General features: G+C 41.8%; 17 protein-coding genes. 12 read left to right on the top strand and 5 right to left on the bottom strand.

Going from position 1 to position 20,998, the window contains the following annotated elements; translation table 11 throughout:
• Nucleotides 1–97: 97 nt before the first annotated feature.
• Nucleotides 98–1,903 (bottom strand): hypothetical protein, encoded by a 1,806-nt coding sequence (locus BR06_RS0103600; RefSeq protein ID WP_031480214.1) that lies wholly within the window; start codon nucleotides 1,901–1,903, stop codon nucleotides 98–100.
• A 195-nt stretch (nucleotides 1,904–2,098) separates the two neighbouring features.
• On the opposite strand from BR06_RS0103600, the gene BR06_RS0103590 reads away from it, so the two are divergent.
• The 9 genes from BR06_RS0103590 (at nucleotide 2,099) to BR06_RS0103550 (ending at nucleotide 14,534) form a co-directional block, all read left to right on the top strand.
• Nucleotides 2,099–5,221, top strand: coding sequence for a UvrD-helicase domain-containing protein (locus BR06_RS0103590; RefSeq protein WP_031480212.1), 3,123 nt, complete (start codon nucleotides 2,099–2,101; stop codon nucleotides 5,219–5,221).
• 304 nt (nucleotides 5,222–5,525) lie between these two features.
• Nucleotides 5,526–6,320 carry a cobamide remodeling phosphodiesterase CbiR gene (cbiR, locus tag BR06_RS0103585; RefSeq protein WP_235727651.1) on the top strand — a complete coding sequence of 265 codons (795 nt, stop codon included), beginning with the start codon at nucleotides 5,526–5,528 and terminating at the stop codon, nucleotides 6,318–6,320.
• 74 nt (nucleotides 6,321–6,394) lie between these two features.
• Complete coding sequence (locus BR06_RS0103580) at nucleotides 6,395–6,901, top strand: bifunctional adenosylcobinamide kinase/adenosylcobinamide-phosphate guanylyltransferase (protein ID WP_031480208.1); 507 nt, start codon at nucleotides 6,395–6,397, stop codon at nucleotides 6,899–6,901.
• Between the two features lie 2 nt (nucleotides 6,902–6,903).
• Nucleotides 6,904–7,899, top strand: coding sequence for a DHH family phosphoesterase (locus tag BR06_RS0103575; protein ID WP_031480206.1), 996 nt, complete (start codon nucleotides 6,904–6,906; stop codon nucleotides 7,897–7,899).
• Between the two features lie 49 nt (nucleotides 7,900–7,948).
• Nucleotides 7,949–10,612 carry a DNA polymerase I gene (polA, locus tag BR06_RS0103570; protein ID WP_031480204.1) on the top strand — a complete coding sequence of 888 codons (2,664 nt, stop codon included), beginning with the start codon at nucleotides 7,949–7,951 and terminating at the stop codon, nucleotides 10,610–10,612.
• Between the two features lie 12 nt (nucleotides 10,613–10,624).
• Nucleotides 10,625–10,921, top strand: coding sequence for a DUF1844 domain-containing protein (locus BR06_RS0103565; protein ID WP_031480202.1), 297 nt, complete (start codon nucleotides 10,625–10,627; stop codon nucleotides 10,919–10,921).
• A gap of 138 nt (nucleotides 10,922–11,059) precedes the next feature.
• On the top strand, nucleotides 11,060–12,115 hold the full coding sequence (gene argC, locus BR06_RS0103560; protein ID WP_031480200.1) for an N-acetyl-gamma-glutamyl-phosphate reductase: 1,056 nt from the start codon (nucleotides 11,060–11,062) through the stop codon (nucleotides 12,113–12,115).
• Between the two features lie 123 nt (nucleotides 12,116–12,238).
• Nucleotides 12,239–13,489, top strand: coding sequence for an EAL and HDOD domain-containing protein (locus BR06_RS0103555; protein WP_031480198.1), 1,251 nt, complete (start codon nucleotides 12,239–12,241; stop codon nucleotides 13,487–13,489).
• A gap of 97 nt (nucleotides 13,490–13,586) precedes the next feature.
• On the top strand, nucleotides 13,587–14,534 hold the full coding sequence (locus tag BR06_RS0103550; RefSeq protein WP_051676891.1) for a CheR family methyltransferase: 948 nt from the start codon (nucleotides 13,587–13,589) through the stop codon (nucleotides 14,532–14,534).
• A 20-nt stretch (nucleotides 14,535–14,554) separates the two neighbouring features.
• Here the strand turns inward: BR06_RS0103550 and BR06_RS0103545 are convergent, their stop codons facing one another.
• The 3 genes from BR06_RS0103545 to BR06_RS0103540 all read right to left on the bottom strand — a co-directional run bounded on the left by BR06_RS0103545 (nucleotide 14,555) and on the right by BR06_RS0103540 (nucleotide 16,105).
• Nucleotides 14,555–14,932 (bottom strand): response regulator, encoded by a 378-nt coding sequence (locus BR06_RS0103545; RefSeq protein ID WP_031480194.1) that lies wholly within the window; start codon nucleotides 14,930–14,932, stop codon nucleotides 14,555–14,557.
• Nucleotides 14,933–15,155: 223 nt separating this feature from the next.
• Nucleotides 15,156–15,311 carry an anaerobic ribonucleoside-triphosphate reductase gene (gene nrdD, locus BR06_RS20680; RefSeq protein ID WP_235727663.1) on the bottom strand — a complete coding sequence of 52 codons (156 nt, stop codon included), beginning with the start codon at nucleotides 15,309–15,311 and terminating at the stop codon, nucleotides 15,156–15,158.
• A 167-nt stretch (nucleotides 15,312–15,478) separates the two neighbouring features.
• The gene (locus tag BR06_RS0103540; protein ID WP_034602799.1) at nucleotides 15,479–16,105 is read right to left on the bottom strand and encodes an anaerobic ribonucleoside-triphosphate reductase activating protein; all 627 of its coding nucleotides are present in this window, start codon (nucleotides 16,103–16,105) and stop codon (nucleotides 15,479–15,481) included.
• A 320-nt stretch (nucleotides 16,106–16,425) separates the two neighbouring features.
• Here BR06_RS0103540 and BR06_RS0103535 point away from each other — a divergent pair, with 320 nt between their 5' ends.
• Nucleotides 16,426–16,965, top strand: coding sequence for a hypothetical protein (locus BR06_RS0103535; RefSeq protein ID WP_235727650.1), 540 nt, complete (start codon nucleotides 16,426–16,428; stop codon nucleotides 16,963–16,965).
• A 474-nt stretch (nucleotides 16,966–17,439) separates the two neighbouring features.
• The gene (locus tag BR06_RS0103530) at nucleotides 17,440–19,020 is read left to right on the top strand and encodes a hypothetical protein (RefSeq protein WP_031480188.1); all 1,581 of its coding nucleotides are present in this window, start codon (nucleotides 17,440–17,442) and stop codon (nucleotides 19,018–19,020) included.
• Between the two features lie 96 nt (nucleotides 19,021–19,116).
• Here the strand turns inward: BR06_RS0103530 and purU are convergent, their stop codons facing one another.
• Entirely contained in the window at nucleotides 19,117–19,986 is an 870-nt protein-coding gene (purU, locus tag BR06_RS0103525; protein ID WP_031480186.1) for a formyltetrahydrofolate deformylase, read from the bottom strand.
• A gap of 218 nt (nucleotides 19,987–20,204) precedes the next feature.
• On the opposite strand from purU, the gene BR06_RS0103520 reads away from it, so the two are divergent.
• Nucleotides 20,205–20,885, top strand: a complete 681-nt coding sequence (locus tag BR06_RS0103520) for a trimeric intracellular cation channel family protein (RefSeq protein WP_031480184.1) — start codon at nucleotides 20,205–20,207, stop codon at nucleotides 20,883–20,885.
• Nucleotides 20,886–20,998: the final 113 nt, after the last annotated feature.

Here is a 20,998-nt window from a genome sequence, read left to right as displayed (position 1 = left end):
TCGTGATTTATATATAACTGAGTCACGCATTGTCAGCAAGCCCCTGTTCAGTCTTTACATCATATGTAAATCTGAACAGGGGTAAATATGTCTGTGATTATTTTAAATATTTTTTATAGCAGGCTATAGCGTTCATGGCGAAAAGTGAGGTGGTAACTTCACTGCCAACAATTATGCGTGTCGGGTGGCGAACCATTGTCCACTCGTATGCTTTGTAAGGGTGTTTTTTTCTTCCTTCGCCTAAATGGTCGTGCAATATGCGGATTCCGCGTTCAATTATTCCATCTTTAGGTGTTTCATAGCGGAGCAGGCTCAGTGTTGCGACCGCAAGAGATGCGTCGAACGGATTGAGCGTTTTGCCGAGCATATCAAACTTACAATAATTTATGGCCAGATGGCGAATATCTTCGATTTTTCCGTCTGGATCGATGACTTGCTGCTGCTGCTTAGGAATGGTCAGCCATGTGTCGTATAGTCTCCCGGCATAGCTTACGTATATTTCCGGTAGGTAGAATCTAACCGCATTGTCATGCTTAAAGTTGCCGCTGATGAATGCGTTGTGATGGAAGGTAAGAAAACGTTTTACGGTTTCAAGGTTTTCACCTTCAAGTGCGTTCCATTGCGTGCGGTTGATCAGAATAGACTCAAGAATATCCATATTGTGACCGGGGCAGACTTCGTTGCCAAGGGTCTCACGGATCATCCTTTCATTTTCTTTTTCGAAGGGTTTATCAAACCATATATTAACCGCGCCGAAATAATCGAGCGGACGGGTCATTGTGATGGTTGGTGGATTGGTTTTGTTGCCGCCGCCAATCTGATATTCATTAATAATTTCTACCCATGGGAAATCCAAAAACTTTTCGCAATTTTCCAATAAAGACTGGTCACATGTCAGATCTTTCTTTTTTACCAAATCAAGCCATTTGCGGCTCATGGCAAGGGCTAAATATGTAGTGTCCACATCCGGGACGTAATCATCAAATCCAAGCTCTTTTTTTGCCTTCCAATCTTTTGGCTTAAGGTTGCAGAGCGGTTCGCCCTTTTCGTCCTTTGGCAGGCAGGTGATGGCTGGATGTTTGATTCCGGAACTTGGAGCTGTCAGCCATTCCATGCTGGTGATGATGAGAAAGTGTAGAATGGATTCCAGCATTTCTTTTAATTTATTCTGTTCATTCTGCGGTAGATCTTCCAATATATAAAGATTGTAGATCTGTTCAAAAAAGATGTCGTCATAAAATGCGGTGCGGTGCGTAATCCATGAAACTGGCATGCTGAGAGGTTCTGCCAGTCCTTTCCATGGGCGGCGAAAAATCTTCATGGCAAGCGGGTTTGCGTGCAGGAAACAGCGCATCAGCCCGAATAAGAGATTGATATTCTGGAATTCGTATGAACCTAGTCCGTTCATAATATTCATGAAATTTTCGCCATCGCAGACTGAGTCTCCAGGCATCAAGACCTGAGCTGAAACAGGAAAATACGGATCGTCTGGGTTTTTGTCCCATACTCTATAAATGTCGTCTAAAACGGCTCTAAGCACTTCGTCCACGTCAGCGTCTTTAATCCGTGGAGGCTTTGTATCCGCTGCGTGCCTGATGCGCCATTCGGGATCTTTTACTTTGTTAAGGAGTGCTCCGAGTGGTGCGAAGGTCTTTTTCACCCATTCAGGGTTTTGCCAGTCTTCGAAGGTGGCGATCATAGCTTGTGACATCATATTTTGGTAAAGTTCTACTTTTTCCATAGGAATATTCGGATGTGAACACCAGCGCAAAATGAAGTGTTTGAGTAGCGGATTGCCAAAAAGTTTACGATAAAGTTTACGTAAATTCTTTCCCGGCTCGCTTATAGCCTGTGATTTAAGGATCGGGCCATCGCAGATATTATATATAGTGGCGTGCTTCACGCTGATTTCTCCATGTTACATTTCAATGTTATATTGCAAAAAGGGTTTAACAAAGCAGAGCTTGTCTTGCAATCCGCCTTTGCTGAGGGTATGGCTGTTTCAGGTGTAAATGATTTTGAATAGAATTGGGATAATCGCTTATGCCGAAACTAATTCATTAATAAAACAGTCTTTATTGGGATATTACGGTAGAACATGGAAAGATTTATAGCGGATCTCCACATACATTCCAGATTTACCCGCGGGGCGAATAAAGCCATTACCCCGCGTCTTCTTGCAGCGTGGGCAAGGGTTAAAGGGATAGATGTCATCGGTACGGGAGATTTTACTCACCCTGAGTGGTTGCATGAAATAGAGACGCATCTTGTAGAAGACGGGTCCGGTTTACTTGCTCTTCGCGACTCGCAAAATCTGGAAAATGAAATAAAATGGATGGACGGACCTATCGCTGGGCAGACCCGTTTTATGCTGCAAGCTGAAGTTGATTGTCGCTATAAACGGTTTGGGAAGACCCGAAAGGTTCATAATTTGGTCTATATGCCGGATCTTGAATCAGCTCGTAAATTTAATGCTAAACTTGACCTTTACGGTAATCTTGAATCAAACGGCAGACCCAACCTTGGAATAGACAGTAAACAGCTTCTTGAAATCGTCCTCGAAACCAGTGACCGAGCTTTTCTTGTTCCCGCCCATATTTGGACTCCGATGTTTTCCCTTTTTGGTTCTAAGCAAGGTTTTGAAAGTATTACTGGCTGCTACGGAGATCTTGCGTCTGAAATTTTTGCGCTTGAAACAGGACTGTCCTCCGATCCTGAAATGAACTGGCTTATTTCATCCCTTGATAAATATCGCCTTATGGCCAATTCGAATGCTCATTCTTGCGAGGAAATAGGTCGCGAGGCCAATGTTTTCAGTGGGGACGTATCATACGAAGGTATTTATCGTGCTTTGCGCGGTGAAGGGCTTGGGCATAAATTTATAGGTACGGTCGAATTTTTTCCTGAAGAAGGAAAATATCATATGGATGGGCATCGCCAATGCGGCGTGATGCTTGATCCTCATGAGTCTAAACTGCGTGGCTGGGTTTGTCCTGTCTGCGGAAAGCTTCTGACGAAAGGGGTGTACTCACGAATTTTAGAACGGGCTGATCGCAATGAGCCAGTTCAGCCCAAAGGACAACCTAGCTTTACTTCACAGATTCCTCTTGCAGAGCTTATATCAGAGGTCGTTGGAACTGGGCCTAAATCTAGAAATGTCATGAATATCTATGGGCCATTGATCAACGAATTCGGCTCTGAATTGTCCGTGTTACAACAGGTTCCGATAGAAGACCTAAAGCTACAGAACGGACACCTCGCGGAAGGAATCCGAAGAATGCGCGAAGGGCAGATCATTAGTAATCCCGGTTTTGACGGGCAGGAAGGGACCATTTCCGTTTATTCCGCGCAGGAGCGTGCTGAAATACTTGGCGGAGCTAAATTTTTGGTCAGCCGTAGAGAAGTCGGCGATCTGGATAACGGCAAGGGGCTTGCCAATATCTGTAAAGCTGGTCAGCAGGTAAAAGACTGTAATGATATAATTGCCGTGAAATTTGATGAAGGTCAAAAAAAGGCAATCGAAGCTGGACCTGCTCCTGTGCTGGTGCTTGCCGGGCCAGGAACCGGAAAGACTCAAGTTATAATGGGACGTATGAAATTTTTGCTCGAGCGTGGAACTCGTGCACGCCGTATTCTGGCGGTGACTTTCACACACAAAGCGGCGCAGGAAATTAATGAAAAGATGACTGCAATGCTTGGGGAGGACGAAATCCTTCCGCGTACCGATACCATACATTCTCTCGCATTTGAGTATTGGACATCCATGTTTGATCAGGTTCCGCTGATACTTGATGATGAGTCCGCTCAAAAGGTCTTCAGAAGGGCCAATCCGCAGATTAACGGACCACGCCTGAAAGCCGCTTGGAAAAGTTTGTGCCTCAGTCGTGAAAAGATGGAACCGTTATCTGAGGGGATGGAAATATTATTTTCAACTTATTCTCAGCAGAAAGATCATCACAATCTTGTAGATTATACAGACATGCTGGAATTCTGGTTGGCTGAGCTTTGTTCCGATAAATATATTCGTAGATACACACATTTCTTAATTGATGAAGTTCATGATTTATCGCCTTTACAGCTTGAAATTATCCGTAAACTTGCAGACGGAGAAGGGGACGGCGAAGGGTTTTTAGCTGTAGGTGATCCTGAACAGTCTATTTATGGATTTCGAGGGGCGGCCGGACATGTTGCCGAAAAATTTAAAGCATATTGGCCTGATCTGATCGAAATGACCCTTGAAGATAATTATCGCTCGACTCAGGCTGTTCTGGATGTTTCCTCGTTTGTTTCAGGGAAGGAGTCCAACCTTAAAGTTCATAATAAATATGAGTCTGCGGTCCATCTTTTTTCTGCACCTGACAGTGTCCGTGAATCATCTTGGATTGCTGAGCGCATAAAGCATTTGACCGGTGCTACGAACAATACGCTGGGAGATCCCGCTGGACATGGATCTCTTAATCCCGGTGATATTACTGTTCTCGTACGTTTTAAGGATTTAATGGAACCCATCAGAAGCTTGCTGAAACGGCAGGGAATTCCATGTAGTATGCCTGAAACGGCTATGTTCTGGCACGATTCACGTGTTCAAATTTTACTAGGTGCGGTGCGCAGAATGCTCGGCTTTGCCGAAGATCTTGACGATGAAGCGCCTGAAGTTCCTGAAAAAGTAATTGCTAGGGGGCCTATAGGTCTGTCAGCTTATTTGAGTGAAATGCCGCCGTTTGATCAATTATTCTGGGAGAGTAAGCCTTTTAGAGAAATGGTGAAAGGGTTTGATGATAAAGGCGGGTGGTCCGGTTTGATAAATTGGATACATATGCAAGGCGAACTGGAACAGGTGCTAAACAAGGCTGAAAAGGTCCGCATAATGACTATGCATGCGGCCAAGGGGATGGAATTCGAAGCGGTGTTTATTGCCGGGCTTGATGATGGAATTGTGCCATTTGTAGGAACTGATGTACTTACAGGTAAATTTTCAGGAGGCGCTATTGCTGCCAGTCCCGACACCGAAGAAGAGCGCAGACTGCTATATGTGGGTACGAGCAGAGCCAAGAAAAACCTCTTTTTATCGCATTCCGCGAAGAGGCCTTTATATAACCGCACCTTAAGATTGCCTGTCTCAAGGTTTTTAAAAGATATACCTGAAGAGTTGGTGACTAAATCTGCTATGGTCGCTAAAAAAATGCAGAAAGAGAAAGAAATAAGCTTGCTTGATATGTAAGCTGGCTTTAGTTCATGTTCATTGATTCTCTAAAGAAGGAACATTTTGTAGAGCAATTTCTCATAAACACTTGACATTTTTCTTGCAGCGATAGCACTTAATCCCGCTCCCCTTAGTCTGCAAAATATATGCAGCGGATTTAGATAATGTTGGAAAAACATTCTACAGCGTTTCATTTCCGTACTCCCGACATAAGTAATAGATTACATCTAAATTTAAGCAATAAGCATGCCTGTTTTTAAAAATATTTTAACCCTAGATTATTAGGGCGCGAGCACTTGCTTTGCTCATGAGGGTTGACGTAATGCCGGAAAAAACATCCATGTTTATTGACGGGCAAAGCGCTTCGTCTATTTTGGGCGACAAATATTTTCCGTATGTCATTGCTGCTCCTTCATGGGTTATCCCGGGAACTGTTTCAGAAAACTGTGAGTACCTGCAAGGGCGGGTAGATGAGGTCGGGTTGCTCTTCTTTGAAACTGCTGGTTCACTGGCATATACTGAGGATGATCTGCCCGGAAATTTAGCTGATTTGGGTTTATCGTTTCACATTCATCATCCGTTAGATTTGCCATGGGCTGATGGTGCTGTAAAAGTAGCCGAAATAATACTGTCTTTATCTGAGAAAGTTGCGCATTTAGAGCCTGCTGCACACGTTCTGCACCCTCCTGAGGGTGGTCCTGATGGAGCAAAATTGCTTTTAGACTTAGCAGAGGAACTTCACGGAAGTTCTATTGCTCCTGAAAAAGTTTTCATTGAAAATATAGAAGAGAACAGTCTTGAAAATTTAGTTGAAACCATCCGTAAATGCGGGTTTAAAATCTGTTTAGACCTAGGACATATGCTGGTTTATAAGCAGCAAAGTTTGCTGGAAAGTGAAGGGCTTTGGGATATGGTCGCTATGCTACATTTAAATGGTCCGGGCAAGGGCGGTAAACATGAAAGTCTTTTATCTTTAGATAGTCAGGGGCTTGATATGCTTAAGTTGTTTTTTGAAAAATTTCATATTGGCGGTACCGTTGTTGTTGAAGTTTTTGAGCAGGATGGCTTTTTCAAGTCACTGCAATATTTGGCTGAATATGGCGTGAAGGCGGATTGAGGGTAAGTGTTTACTGACTTACGCTTGTGGTTGCAGTCACTGTTATAAATAGAGTATGGGGATAGGAGAGTTTTTTGATTACATTTATAATTGGGGGCAATAAGTCGGGGAAGTCCGATTACGCTCTCGAAATTTTTTCAAAATATTCCGGCAAGAAATGTTTCATAGCGACTGGAAAAGCCCGAGATATGGCCTTCCGTAAGCAAATTATGGATCATCGTCGGGAGCGTGACCCCGCTATTCCTGTTTTTGAGGCCGGATCAGACTTGCATCAGGTTCTCGTTAGGGCTAGGAAGGAATACAATCATCTGTTGGTGGACAGTTTAGATTTCTGGATGTTCTCCTGTTTCGAGCAATCGAATGGAGAGCAAATGGTCGGGGAGGTTGTTCGGCTTCTATCTGAATGGGAAGGGCCGGATGTTGTTTTAGTGTCTTGCGAAGTTGGGCTCGGGCCTCTCGCAATGTCACGTGAAGTCCGTGAGTTTGTTCGAGGACTCGGCGGACTTAACCGTAGAATTGCTGCAATTGCCGATGAGGCTTATCTTGTGGCTGCTGGGTTGCCTTTGACCCTGAAGAAATAATTATGGCTTATTTTAAAAAATTTGATGAAGAGCTTCAGGAACTGCTTGCACTTTTTAAAAAAGAAGAGCGCTGGCTAATAATTATTAACGCGGATCCGGATTCTCTGGCCTCTGCCATGGCGCTTAAGCGTATCATGGGGCGTAAGGTTCAAGAAGTTGGGATTGCACATATTAACGAAGTTAAACGGCTTGATAACCTGGCCATGATTCATTATTTGCGTATTCCTGCCCGTAGAGTCATCCCGACTTTGCTTGCACAGTATGACAAATTCGCAATCGTAGATTCCCAGCCGCATCACCATCCTGATTTTGCACATATTAAATTTTCGGTGATAATTGATCACCACCCATTCGCTGCAGAGCCTTATACCGAGGCAGAATATTCAGACATCCGTCCAGAGTATGGCTCTAACAGTGCCATGATGACCGAGTATCTTTATAATATGAAGATCCGCCCAGCAAAACTGCTTGCTACAGCATTGGCTTACGGTATCAAAACAGATACTCAGAGTTTTGAGCGCCCCTTTATTGATGCTGACATCAAGGCGTTTAGATATTTAACTAAATATGCTGATATGGATATCATAAAACGCATCATGCGAAGTGAAATTCATCCTGATTGGCTCAAATATTTCTCCCGGGCATTTTACAATCTGCGCAGGATTGGTCCCGGTCTTTATTCACATCTCGGTAAAGTGGAAAATCCCGATACTCTGGTTATTCTTGCGGACTTTTTTATGCGTGTCCATGATGTTTCGTGGGATGTTGTTTCCGGCATCTACGATGATACCCTCGTGGTAATTTTCAGAGGGGATGGTTTGCGCAAAGATATGGGCAACATGGCCAGTTCTTTATTCAGTGAGATTGGATCAGCGGGTGGACATACTGCCGCTGCAAGAGCTGAAATTCCACTTAAGGCACTCGATGGCGCTGACCCTGAAGGTTTTGTGATAAAAAAACTCACAAAGGGCAAACGTCGAGCCATTTCACGTGTTTAGTTTTATCTATTTTTAGTAATTTCTAGGAACAAATCCCTAAAGGCCATAAATGTCACTCAGCGAAAAATTGAACTTTGAAAAAAGTCCTTTGTATCTTATAGACGGCTCCGCTTTTTTTTATCGCGGATTCCACGCATATCCTGACCTCAAACGGTCCGATGGCTTTCCTACCAACGCTTTATACATCGTCTTACGGGTGCTTTTAAAAGTTCTCAAAGAAGAAAAACCCGAATATTTAGTCTTTATGCTTGATGGTAAGGGTAAGAATTTTCGGCATGAGCTTTTTGATAAATATAAAGCCCAGCGTCCGCCCATGCCCGATGACTTGCGGGTTCAGGTAGAGCCTCTCAAAGAAGCTATCAGAGCTTTGGGCGTTCCGCTTATCGTTTCAAGTGGTGAAGAGGCTGATGATATCATCGCTTCCCTTGCTGCGCGGTATAAAAAAGAGCGTCCCGTTGTCATTCTTGGCGCGGATAAAGATCTTAAGCAGTGTCTTGATGACAATGTCTTTATGTGGGATCCCGCAGGGCGTGCTGAAAAAATTACTTCTCTTGCTGATTTTAAAGAATCCACAGGTCTTGAGCCTAATCAGTGGGCTGATTTTCAGGCCTTAATCGGAGACTCTGCAGATAATATTCCGGGAGTGCCGGGTGTTGGTAAAGTCACTGCTACAAAATTGATGGCTAAATATCCGACCCTTGAAGATATTCGCGATAATTTTAAGTTCCTCCAGCCTAATATTAAAAAGAAGATGGAAGGCGAACTGGAAAACATGTTCATGTACAGGGAGCTTACAAGGCTGCGCACAAATAGTTGCGCTGATCTTGAACTTGCTGACCTCAAAATCACCCCTGTTGAGCGTAAAGATGTTGTTGAGTATCTCACAACGTATGAATTCCGTTCAATGATCAGAGACGTCAATGCGGCCTTTCCTGATGGCAACGCCACTCCGGAAAGCAAGGCTGTTCCTAAAGAAAAAGCTACCACGGCCAAGGCAAAGAAGCCTGAAGCCGGGCAGTTCTCACTATTTGGAGACGCTACGCCCGTAACAGTCGAGACTCGTCTAGAATTTAAAAAAGCTCAGGCTGCCGCCGATCTTCCTGATTTATCAGGTAAAGACATCGGCCTTGTGCGCGATGACAATTCTTTTTACTTAGGCGTTGATGGTGATGAGTGGTTATGCAAAATGCCGATTGCGGATCTTGTCTCCACGCTCCAGTCAGCAGCAAAAATTGCGGTGGCGGACGTTAAATCTTTTCTAAGATCTGACCCTGCGTGGAGTCAGATAGCCTTATCTAAATGGTACGATTTAAGTCTATCAGCATATTTACTTAATCCTGAAGATCGTAATTACGAATGGGATAGACTGCGCTCTATGCTTTATGCTGGAGATGAACTACCTGATGCTGTTGACGAGGTTCATCCTGATGCGCAAGGTATGGCCGCCCTTGCTTTAATGCATGTTCTCGCTCCGAGGGTTGAATCCGCCGGACTTGCTCAGCTTGTAAGTGAACTTGAAGTTCCGCTCATCCCGGTGCTGGCAGATATGGAAGCTGCAGGGATTTCTATTGATTTGGAATCATTTGCAGAGTTTTTGAAAGAGGTAAGTACACGTATTGAGGAGCTTACAAAGGCTATTCACGAAAGGGCGGAAGAGCCTTTTAATATACGCTCAAGCCAGCAAATGAGTACTGTTCTTTTTGACAAACTTGGACTTAAGCCTGGCGGGAAGACTCCTAAAGGAGCGCTTTCAACTGCAAACTCTGTCCTTGAAAAGTTGATGGGGCAGCATGAAATCATCAAAGATATTTTAGAGTTCAGGAAAATGGAGAAACTTCGCTCCACTTATCTTGAACCGCTTCCGAAACTAGTTGGAAGCGATGGCCGGATTCATACGAATTTCAACCAGCTTGCAACTGCAACAGGACGCCTTTCAAGCTCAGGTCCAAATCTTCAGAATATTCCAATTCGCGGAGATCAGGGCAAGCGTATGCGAGCTTGTTTTACTGCCGGAGAAGGAATGCGTCTGGCTGCGGCCGATTATTCGCAGGTGGAGCTTAGGGTTCTAGCTCATTTTTCCGGTGATCCTACTCTTGTCTCTGCGTTTGAACAGGATGAAGATATTCATTCACGCACGGCAGCTCTTTTGTTTGATAAGGAACCAGCGGACATCACACGTGATGAACGTGGAAATGCCAAGACAATCAACTTCGGCTTAATTTACGGTATGGGACCACAAAAGCTATCACAAGAGCTTGGTATAAGTTTGAATGAGGCAAAAGAATTTATCGCAAAATATTTTGAAAAGCTTGGTGTGCTCAGAGAATTTTATGATTCTGTGGTTGAGACAGGGCGAGATAAAGGTTATGTCACCACTCTTTCAGGTCGCAGAAGGCTAATGCCGGAACTGCATTCAGGCAATCCGCAAATAATATCTCAGGCGCGCAGACAGGCTATTAATACGGTCATTCAGGGCAGTGCTGCAGATATTATTAAGATGGCAATGATCAAAGTTGCAGATAATTCAGCTATTGCGCATCTTGGTGGCAGACTTATTTTACAGATACACGATGAACTTCTTGTAGAGGGTCCAGAGGAATCAATCGAAGAGATTGGTAAGCTTTTACAGGAAGATATGCAGCTTGTTACTTCACTTGCGGTCCCACTTAAAGTTGATTTGGGGCTGGGTAAGAACTGGGCTCAAGCCCACTAAAAGGAGACCGTTATGTCTGATGAAAATAAATGTGGTTGCGGGGGCGATATGAAAGATATGCCCATTCCTGAAGTTAATTTTTCTACTTTTGTAATGTCTCTCAGCTCTTCTGCCATGTTTCATCTTGGCGAAGTTGCTGATCCTTCCTCTGGAAAAATGGAATTTGCTCCTGCGCTTGCGAAGCATTCCATTGATATTCTTGCTCTCTTGCAGGATAAAATTAAAAATGGAATGACAAGTGAAGAAGAAAAACTTCTTTGTGATTTACTATACAGCCTTCGAATGAAGTATGTAGATAAGACTAAATAGAATCTAAGTATGTTAAATATTGGTATTAAATAGAGGATACTTTTAATTAAGTGAGACGTTTTTGTAGTTACTTAATAGCTCCTTACTGTGTTTTCACAGATGGAGTTTATTTATATTGAATTTAAAGGAAGGGAAGATATGAACGCTGGAATACCCGTCGGGCTTGTTGGAGTCACAGGATACACAGGAATGGAATTAGTCCGGATTTTGAGCGGGCATGACGGTATGAATCTAGTTCGCGTTACTTCCCGTGCGGAAGCTGGGAAAAAACTATCTGATATCTATCCTTATCTGCTTGGAATGGATCTTGGAGAACTTGAAATAACAGCTCCTGATGTGGACGAATTAGCCAAATCTTGCAATCTTGTATTTCTTGCCGTTCCTCATAAAACAGCCATGGATATCGGTGGAAAGCTCTACGATAAAGGCATTAAGGTTGTTGATCTCAGCGCTGATTTTAGGATTAGAGATCGTGAAACATATGAAGAATGGTACAAGGTTGATCATACCCGTAAAGACCTTCTTCCTAAAGCCGTTTACGGGCTTCCAGAATTTTATCGTGACCAGATTAAAGGAGCTTCTTTAATTGCGAATCCGGGTTGTTACCCAACTTCTGCAATTGTCGGATTGACTCCTGCTATTTCCGAAAAGTTAGTTGAGACTAAAGATATTGTTATTGATTCAAAGTCTGGTACTACAGGAGCAGGCAAAAAAGCTGCTGTCGGAACTCTTTTCTGCGAAGTGTCTGATTCCTTTAAGGCCTACGGACTTGGTGGACACAGGCATACCCCTGAGATTGAACAAGAACTTTCTGTAGTTGCTGATGAAGATATAACTGTTTCATTTAATACTCATCTGTTGCCTATAAATCGTGGAATACTCTCTACCATCTACACCAAACTTAAGGATGGAGTAACTGCTCAGGATATCCGCGCTGCTTATGAAAAAGCATATGGTGCTGAGAAGTGGATCAGAGTTTTACCAGAAGGTAAACTTCCTGAAACCCGCTGGGTGCGTGGGACGATGTTTTGCGATGTAGGTTTGGTTGTTGATCCTAGAACAAATCGCCTGATTATTGTTACTGCAATAGATAATGTTTGTAGGGGCGCTTCTGGACAGGCTGTCGCGAACGCGAATCTTATGCTGGGTATGGATGAAGGTAAGGGGCTTAATTTAGCACCTTTAATGCCGTAAATTTAATTTAAAATTTAAGTTCTTTTGTTATTTTATATCATTGGCTGTTGATTCAATGATGTCCATGAGGTATATTATATCCTAATTACTGATACGGATATAAGATAACAACAGGACATGTAGATGAGCACTTCTGAGGTCTTTTTAGAATCTTTTTTTGTGGCCAGGCAGCCCGTTTTTACAAGAGAACGAGCTATTTGGGGCTACGAATTGCTGTTTCGTAATTCTGAGCGCAGCATGACTGCGGATGTCAGCAACGAAGACGCTGCAACTTCTCAGGTTATTGCTGACGGCTTCGGTTTGATTCAGGAAGATTTGGTGCACGGTCAACGCCTCTTGGTAAATTTCCCGCGTAACATGATTTTAAGTGATGCTGCTGATCTGCTCCCTACTGAAGTGTGTGTAATCGAAATCCTCGAAAATGTTGATCCGGACCCGGAAGTGATTGAGGCTCTTACACTCCTCAAAGATCAAGGGTACACTCTTGCTTTGGATGATTACATTGGGCAGGAGGGATTTGAAAAATTTCTTGAAATAGCAGACATTATTAAAGTTGATTGTCTTGAATTACCTGTTGAGGACTTAGAAAGAATAGTTAGTTCTCTGTCTAAATACAAATCCATTTTATTGGCCGAAAAAGTTGAAGATAATGAGATGTTTGTTCGATGTCTTGATCTTGGATTCGATCTTTTTCAGGGTTTCTTTTTTAGTCGCCCGGAAATAATTCCAGGCAAAAAGATGTCCTCGAACAATTTGAACAAGATGCGGCTGCTCAGGTCCATTAGTGGTTCTGATTTCAATGTCGAAGATTTGGCTAAGGCTATTAATTCTGATGTTTCAATAAGTTATCGCTTGCTGCGATTCATGAATTCCCCCTCTTTTGGTTTACCCAATGTTGTAAAGTCTATAAAGCAGGCTGTTGCCTTAATTGGCTATAGAAAGCTTGCTGGTTGGCTTAGAGTTATCCTTTTATCCGATTTGAGCAGTGGCCCTGCTGGCAGCGAATTGGCTTTTCTCTCTATCAAAAGAGCAAAATTTTTAGAACTTCTTGCTCTTGATGTTGAGAAGGTAAGTTTACCTTCTGAATCTATGTTTTTGCTTGGATTGTTTTCCCTTCTAGACGTTCTTCTAGGTAAACCCATGACGGCCCTTCTTAAAGAATTGCCAATCGAGGATAATTTGATGTCTGCTCTTTGTGGAAAAGAGAGTGATGCCTCGATTTGGCTTGAGCTTGTTGTTGCCTTTGAAAAAGCTAACTGGGAAGTAGTCAGCTCGATAATTGAAGAACAGCATCTCTCGCCTCTTGCTACTGCTCAGAACCATCTGGCTGCGATGCAGTGGGCCAATGAACTCGTGGTGCTAAGTAAAGAATAGTATCTTTTTAAAATCTTATATAATCAGATGGTTGATCTTAGTTTTATAGAGTCAATATGAAGTGTGATTTTTGAATGTTAAGTTTTATGGAGCTTGTATGAATATTAGCAACACCGAATTTAATTTGCTCAGAAAGCACATCTATGGACTATGTGGGCTTATCATTGGAGAAGGCAAAGAGTACCTTATCGTTCATAGATTAAAGCATCTTTTGATAGAGAAAGGGTGTAAATCGTGGACGGAATTTTACAATGCGCTTCGTAGCGGGAACGAATCTTTGCGCGAAGAAGTTATTTCTGCGATAAGTACTCACGAGACCAGTTTTTTTAGAGACAACCACCCGTTTAATGCAATTCGCAAAACAGTTATTCCCCTCCTTGTTAAAAATAAAAAGCCTAACAGAAAGATTAGGATTTGGTGTGCAGCCTCATCGACTGGACAAGAGCCATATACACTTTCCATGATCATTCATGATCTTGTGAATTCTTGCGAATGTAAAAACACTAGTCTTGAGGATTTCGATATAATTGCAACTGATATTTCGAAGCATGTCATTGAACAAGCTCGCAAGGGAGAATTTTCAGAACTCGAAATATCACGGGGTTTACCAGCTCAATATGGAAAGTATTTTAAGGAGAAGGGCTCTTTGTGGAAAGTGAGTGAATCTGTAAAGTCGTTGGTTACATTTCAAAAGCTGAATTTACTTGATTCTTTTGGAGCGCTTGGTAAATTTGATTTTGTTCTATGCAGAAATGTTTTGATTTATTTTGATGAGAAAACCAAATTTAAAATAGTTCATAGAATTCACGAGTTGTTGCCTGATAAAGGGCATTTACTTCTCGGCGCGACTGAAACGCTTGCGGGACAAACAGATCGTTTTGTTTCTGTGCGCGAAGGGCTTGTAATACTGTACCGGAAGAAAAATAACTTTCGCGCTAAGGATAAAATAAGAAAGCCAATCAAGATTAAAAACGAGAGTGGGCGTTCTAAACGCAGTGGAGTTGTCAGTGGCAGAGTCGCCTTGCTAGGTGGAAGTATTTCTTAGCAACCAATATAGCATCAATCTTAGATGCTATATTTGCTTCCGAAAAGTGATTTTATTTTCTGAATGAATATGTTCATGTCCGCAACAGGTTTAAGTAGTACATTATCCGATGATATCCCAAGATTTCTTACATCAGGAGGGACTGCATAATCTACCGATCCTGTGTGGATGATAAAATCCATCTCAGGACGAAGTTCTTTCAATTTGATGATGAGGTCGTTCCCATGCATAACAGGGAGCCGCATATCAACAATTGCAACTTCTGCTTTTTCTGTCATCATAAGCGTAATAGCTTCTTCTGCGCTTCCAACGGAAATTACGTCAAGCCCTTCATCTTCAAGATAATCGACTAAATTTTCCCTGACCATTTGCTCGTCGTCTACAACTAAAATGCGCATATAAACTCCACTTGGTGACTAACTTCTTGCAAAACACGACTCTACGAAAAATATGAGGTAAAATTTCTTCGGCGAATCAGCTACAGTATAAAAGATAAAAAATTTATAATCAATAAAAATGATTTATTGATGATTACTTCCATAATGAATTGTATGGCCGCATATATGTAAAATAAAAGCCTAAGGCACCTATTTTACTGGCTATTGAATCTATACTGGTAGGTTAAGAATTGCAAAAAAAGTTGTACTCAATACAGTCTTTATAATCGGCCTTTTTCCCTTCATTCCACCTCTTAATAGGTCTGTAATAACCGACTATCCGAGTATAAACTTCGGAATCTTGTCCACACTCCTGGCTCTCATAATGTTCTCCATGAATATATCCACGCTTTTTGCAAATTGAAAAAGCAGGGTGTCTATATGTATGGAATTTTTGTCTGACGGAAAGACTTAATGATGGAGCTCTTTAGGGTATCAAGGTCAGGGATTGATTCTCTGAGGAAGGTGTAAAAGACGCTGTTATCAGTATTGGCGCCTACAAGTTTCTTATCTCCTTGGTGGAATATATGCTTGAATAGTTAAGTCGAAGCTATCAGGAAGGTACCCGCGAGCAGTTTCAACATCCTCATCACTAAGTAAAGGTACTTTGGTAAGGCGGAAGTAAAATGCATCAGGATTGGCTTTTGCAATTTCAAACACTCTTTCGAGGGATTTTTGTGCAAAATCAGCCGTTACACCCTGCCCGGTTAGAGCTGGGTATTTATCATATGGTCCTTTGACGTCTATGGCGAATTTCTCCACCAAACCCTGCTCAAGGATCTCCTCTAGAATTTCTGGTAACATTCCGTTGCTGTCCAATTTTATGGGCAATTTTGAAACATTATTAATTTCTAGAAGGATCTCTCCGAGGTTAGGAACAGTCGTAGGCTCACCTCCAGTAATGGTGATCCCGTCAAGCCATTTTGCGCGGTTTCGCAGGAAAATTTTAATATCATTTCTGGATATAACGGGCAATTTTTCCATATGCCAAGCAAGGTCGAAATTATGACATGTCGGGCAATACAGGTTGCATCCGCCAAGAAAAAGCACACAGCTGGCTTTTCCTGGCCAGTCGCAAAGACTAAGCGGCTCTAGGCCACGAATATGATTCCATCCAGCAGATTTATTGCTCATAATAAGTAAAAAATAAATTTTCAGTGTGTAGATTAATTAAAGAATTAAGGCTGTTTAGGGGTAAGATTGACATTTACGTGGGCTAATTTGTCTGTGAACGAGACATTAGCTCAGCGCAAAAGCTTTGTACAGGGTGGGGCTGTTGATAGTTTATAAGGTGGCTTATTGATTTGCAAGAGAATGAAAAATTTGCAGCTTGAGAGTGGAGTGGAATTTGCACGTTCTAAAGCTTGCCTTGAGTGCTTGCTGTAGCGTATATTAACTCATTAATTTAGATAAATAGTTGTAGCCGCTTTTCTGGCTTATAAATGTGGGGATATATGCAAAAAATTTTAAAATTGATGATGGTGTCTGTGCTCATATTGTTTATGTGCTCTCCTGCTAATGCAGGGCGAAGCATGGAGCAGGAGAGGGAGATGTGTATTGCCCTTAACGCACTTGCCAGAGCTCATTGTAAGGACCCTGCCCGGTTTAATTATATTGGCATGCAGGGAAAATCTATTTATATTTTTAATGCCTTTTATGGATCAAAATATACAGATTTTTTTTGCAAAGTTGATAGCGGTGAAGTGATAATTATGTCGCGCAAAAAGAAATTTAGAAGAAGTGTTAAGTATTATATAAATGAGAATGAGTGCGGAATTATTGATTATTTTCCCGCGTCGTGCTCAAATAAGCATTCGATACGCTGTTGCTATCCGAAGTCAAAAAAAGAATTAAAGGCCGATAAAGAATTAGAGTTTTGGCAGAAGCCTATTTCTGATTTATTGCAGGAAGATCAGGACGCAGCGATGAAAGTTTTGCAGAATAGAACCGCTAAATCTTCCGAAACCAAGCAACAAGACCAACCAGTGGAGTAAGCACATATAGGGGCCAGTAAACTTGCTGATAAGTAAAAAAAACTACTGCGCCTAGAAGGAACAGTGAGTAGACCCAGGCTTCGCCTTCTTTTGTAAAGTCTTTTGAGTCTTTAAATGACAGGTTAAAAAGGTCCTTGTTCTTTTTTGTAGATAAAGATGAATCGCCGACTCGCGCAAAACCTGACTGCAGTTTGTGTTTGCATTTTGTGCAGTTTTGCTCGAAATCTCTATTTTTTTTTCCGCATCGTGTGCAAGTAATCATTACGTGAAGCCTGTGTTTTCAATTTTGATAGCAAACTTCTGAGTGTCTATATCAAACTTGTTGGATTTGAAAATTGTTTTTTTATGTATCAATAATATATATCTGTAATCAGCTTATGCAAGAATATTACCATTAATATGCAAAAACCTTGACTTCTGCTCTGATTTTGAGACAAATTACCTAATTAAATTGGAATAAGTAATGGAGAATTCATGAGCGGTGCGAACAGCGAACAATCTCAGGTGCCGGATAAAGATAAACGGTTAGAGTTTTACTTAAAAACTCTCAAAAAACTTAAAGAGCGCAGTACCTTGAGAGAAGTACTCGAGCGCGAAGTTTTTCTTGAGTTTATTAAGTTTAATAATGGCCGAATCAATGAATTTCCTCTTCTTGAAAAACAGCAGAGCGGAATTATTGCTCTGCTATGTCATAGATCATTAGATTTACCCTCCCATGAATTTGTCAAAAAAACATTGAGTGAATTCATTCTTATGCTTGGCCGCTATGGCAAGTTAAAGGGCAGCAAAGATAACGATACCTTGGATGCAATCCAGGCAAGTATAGTTAATGCTGAAACTCTGCTTATTAAAATTGTGCAGGGTGTCGTTTATGCTTCATGCCTGATTTCTGATAATTTTGAAGAGGTTGCCTTACGCCACTTTGGAGAGTCGGCTCTTAAACGATATAATACATTACTTGAGCAGTTTGAACTGGATACAGAATTTTGGCAGGCAATGATTGAGCAGTTCATAACTCAAGAGGTTGAATCCTCGTTTGTCCAGGTGATTGGTGATGAATCATACTCTCTTACAAGGGAAAAAAGTTATCTTGTTTTGAGGTTTATTTTTGATGATATCACTGGCCGTCTTTCTTCAAAAAATCCACCGATTGATAAGACCAGAATTCAAACTTCTTATGAAGATGTCTCCTCAAATGAAGAGTCCCTAGGGACTTTAAAACTGACCTTAAAGTCTTTGATTGAGGGCGGTGTTTTTATTCGAAGTGAAGAAATGACCAATGTTAATATTGAGCATATAGCTAGAATTGTTTGCATTGATCCTGCGACAACACAGTTCAGTGTTGAGTTTCGCGAAGCGATGGATCAGATTCGGGAAGAGGGTAATAGCGATTCGGACAATGAAAGAGAAGAGGATATTGTTCGCAATATTCAGTTTGCTCAAGATCAAATCGGTGCCTGCGCCATTGGCGTCAGCATGACTATTGATATCGTTGTTAGAGATTTTATGATTGCGTTGAAAAATTTTACTGCGCAGGATGAAAAAATTATTTCGGGATTTTTACGTAGGTTAGAAGTTAATTCACTCGATCGCCTCTTCTTCTATTTGATGGAAATGAAGTTCTCAGAACTGCTTAAGAAGAAGATTCGCGGGGAAGAAAGCAAATTGCTCTTCAGGGTTTTGAGGAGAAGACGAGCTTGTGTTTCAGATATTGCGGAACTGGACGCTCTAGGAATGAACAAAATTAGAAAAGCGCGCCTTTGGCTGCGTGATTCAAGCAATGAGAATTGGTTGATATTTAAGCAGGGTACAGCCAAAGAGTTACTGGCGGAGATGCAACTTTTAGCTCTTGAAAGGGAGCTAATCCGCGCCATTCTCAAATTATATGAGAAAGGTGATTTTAAAGTAGAATATCTTGTGCTTGTCAGTTTGCAGGCTATTGCTAAGGTTACCAAAGACATTCGGGGCAAGTTAAATGAACTTCTTGTCAGATTCGGAATAGGTGCAAAGTCTGAAGAGGAAATTGTAAAAAAATTAAAAGCCGGTCAGAAATAGAATTATCTAACTTGGTAAGCTTTTATTGTTCCTGATATTAAAATTTAGTTAAAAAAAATCTCCTTGTGACCAAATCACAAGGAGATTTTTTGTTTATTAGATAAACACGACAGTTTTGTTGCCGTCTACAAGTACTTTCTCAGACAGATGCCACTTAACTGCGCGGCTTAAGACTTGACGTTCAATGTCGCGGCCTAGGATTTTAAGCTCTTCGATATCATGTCTATGCGAAACGCGGATAACGTCCTGCTCGATGATCGGGCCTTGGTCCAGCTCTTCTGTCACGTAGTGAGCGGTGGCTCCGATTAGCTTAACTCCACGCTCCCCAGCCCGGCGGTAAGGGTCAGCCCCCACAAAAGCGGGTAGGAACGAATGATGAATATTGATAATTTTATTTGGGTACGATTCAATAAGCTTGGATGTAAGAATCTGCATGTAGCGGGCAAGGATTATTAAATCCACTTTGCCATCCAGAAGTTCCAGAATCCTGTTTTCGGATTCTTCTTTTTTGTCTTTATTAACAGGAATATGGTGAAATTTTACACCGAATGATTCCACCGCTTCGCGGAGGTCTGGATGGTTACTGATAACCATTGTGATTTCAGTGAACAGTTCACCACGTTTTGCACGCCAAAGAAGATCCATCAGCGCGTGGTCGAATTTTGAAACTAGTATAGCTGTTTTTTTCTTTATCCAAGCTGGATTAAGAGTCCAGTCCATTTCAAATTTGTCCGCAACAGTATCAGAAAATTCTTGTTTAAATTCATCAAAGCATCCTTCAAGGTCTTTGCTGTGGAATTTCATTCTAAGGAAGAAACGTCCACCTACAGGGTCGCTTGAGTGTTGATCTGAGTGAATGATGTTTGCATTTTTTCCGAAAAGAAATCCGGAAACCGCAGCAACTATTCCGGGTCTATCCTTACAGGAAACGGTAAGGTAAGCAGTGGAAGCCTTGGATGAAGTCATATTTTTACTCTGTTTGTGTAGATTTTGTCCCGTGTTCGGGAAAATCTTTTTATCAGTTGGGAGCCTGACAGGCAAGCTATGATCCTCGGCGAAATAAAAATTATTCAGGACTTTACAATATTCAACTTAGCTCATACCGATGGAATAATTTTTGAGCACAAACAAGTATTTTTAATTATATATTAACTTATTTCAAGATTGTTTTCAGAGGAATCATTATGTCAGTCGTAAATGGTGAATTGATTCAGAACTTTATTCATGGCTTTATGTACTTTGGTGATATTGTTTTTTCTGTCAGTGGAGCGCTTGCTGCCGGCAAAAGGAAAATGGATATTGTCGGGTATGTGCTGATTGGCGTTGTTACTGGGCTTGGTGGCGGGACATTGCGTGATCTGCTGCTTGGACGTCCCGTTTGGTGGACACGTAATTCGCTTGAATTATTGATTTGTATCTCTGCAGCGCTATGTACATACTTCTGGGTATTTCGTGCTTCAAAACGATATAATGCAACCGCATGGTTTGATGCTCTTGGCTTAAGTGCGTTCACTGTGACGGGTAGTGGTATAGCTATGCAGTGGGGAGTTCCTTGGGAAGTCGCAATTTTTATGGGCGTAATGACTGCAACTGGTGGAGGTGTTATCCGCGACGTTTTAACTGACACACGTCCAATGATTTTGTGTGGTCAGCTATACGCAGTGGCCGCATTAGCTGGCGCATTTATAAATGTAGGGATGGTTAAGCTCTCTGTTTTGCCGGAAGTCGCAATGGCGGCGGGTTTTTTGGGAACGTTGCTGCTTCGCGGAGCTGCAATACTTTATGATATTCAACTCGGTCCACCAGGTGAATTTTTATGCATAAGTGGCCGAAGTGGAATGATTAAAAAAGCTAGAAAAGATTAATAAGTTGTATTTTTTAGGCACATGTCCTGCGCTAAAACCGTCAATATTTTTTAGGATGGATCAATAATTGTAGTTGAGGATGATGCTAATAAAGACGTGTATAGTCTGGTAAG

The sequence above is a fragment of the Maridesulfovibrio frigidus DSM 17176 genome (assembly GCF_000711735.1).
Taxonomy (GTDB): Bacteria; Desulfobacterota; Desulfovibrionia; order Desulfovibrionales; family Desulfovibrionaceae; genus Maridesulfovibrio; species Maridesulfovibrio frigidus.
The sequence above is the reverse complement of the archived record's forward strand: the minus strand, read 5'-3'. Positions and strand labels throughout refer to the sequence as shown.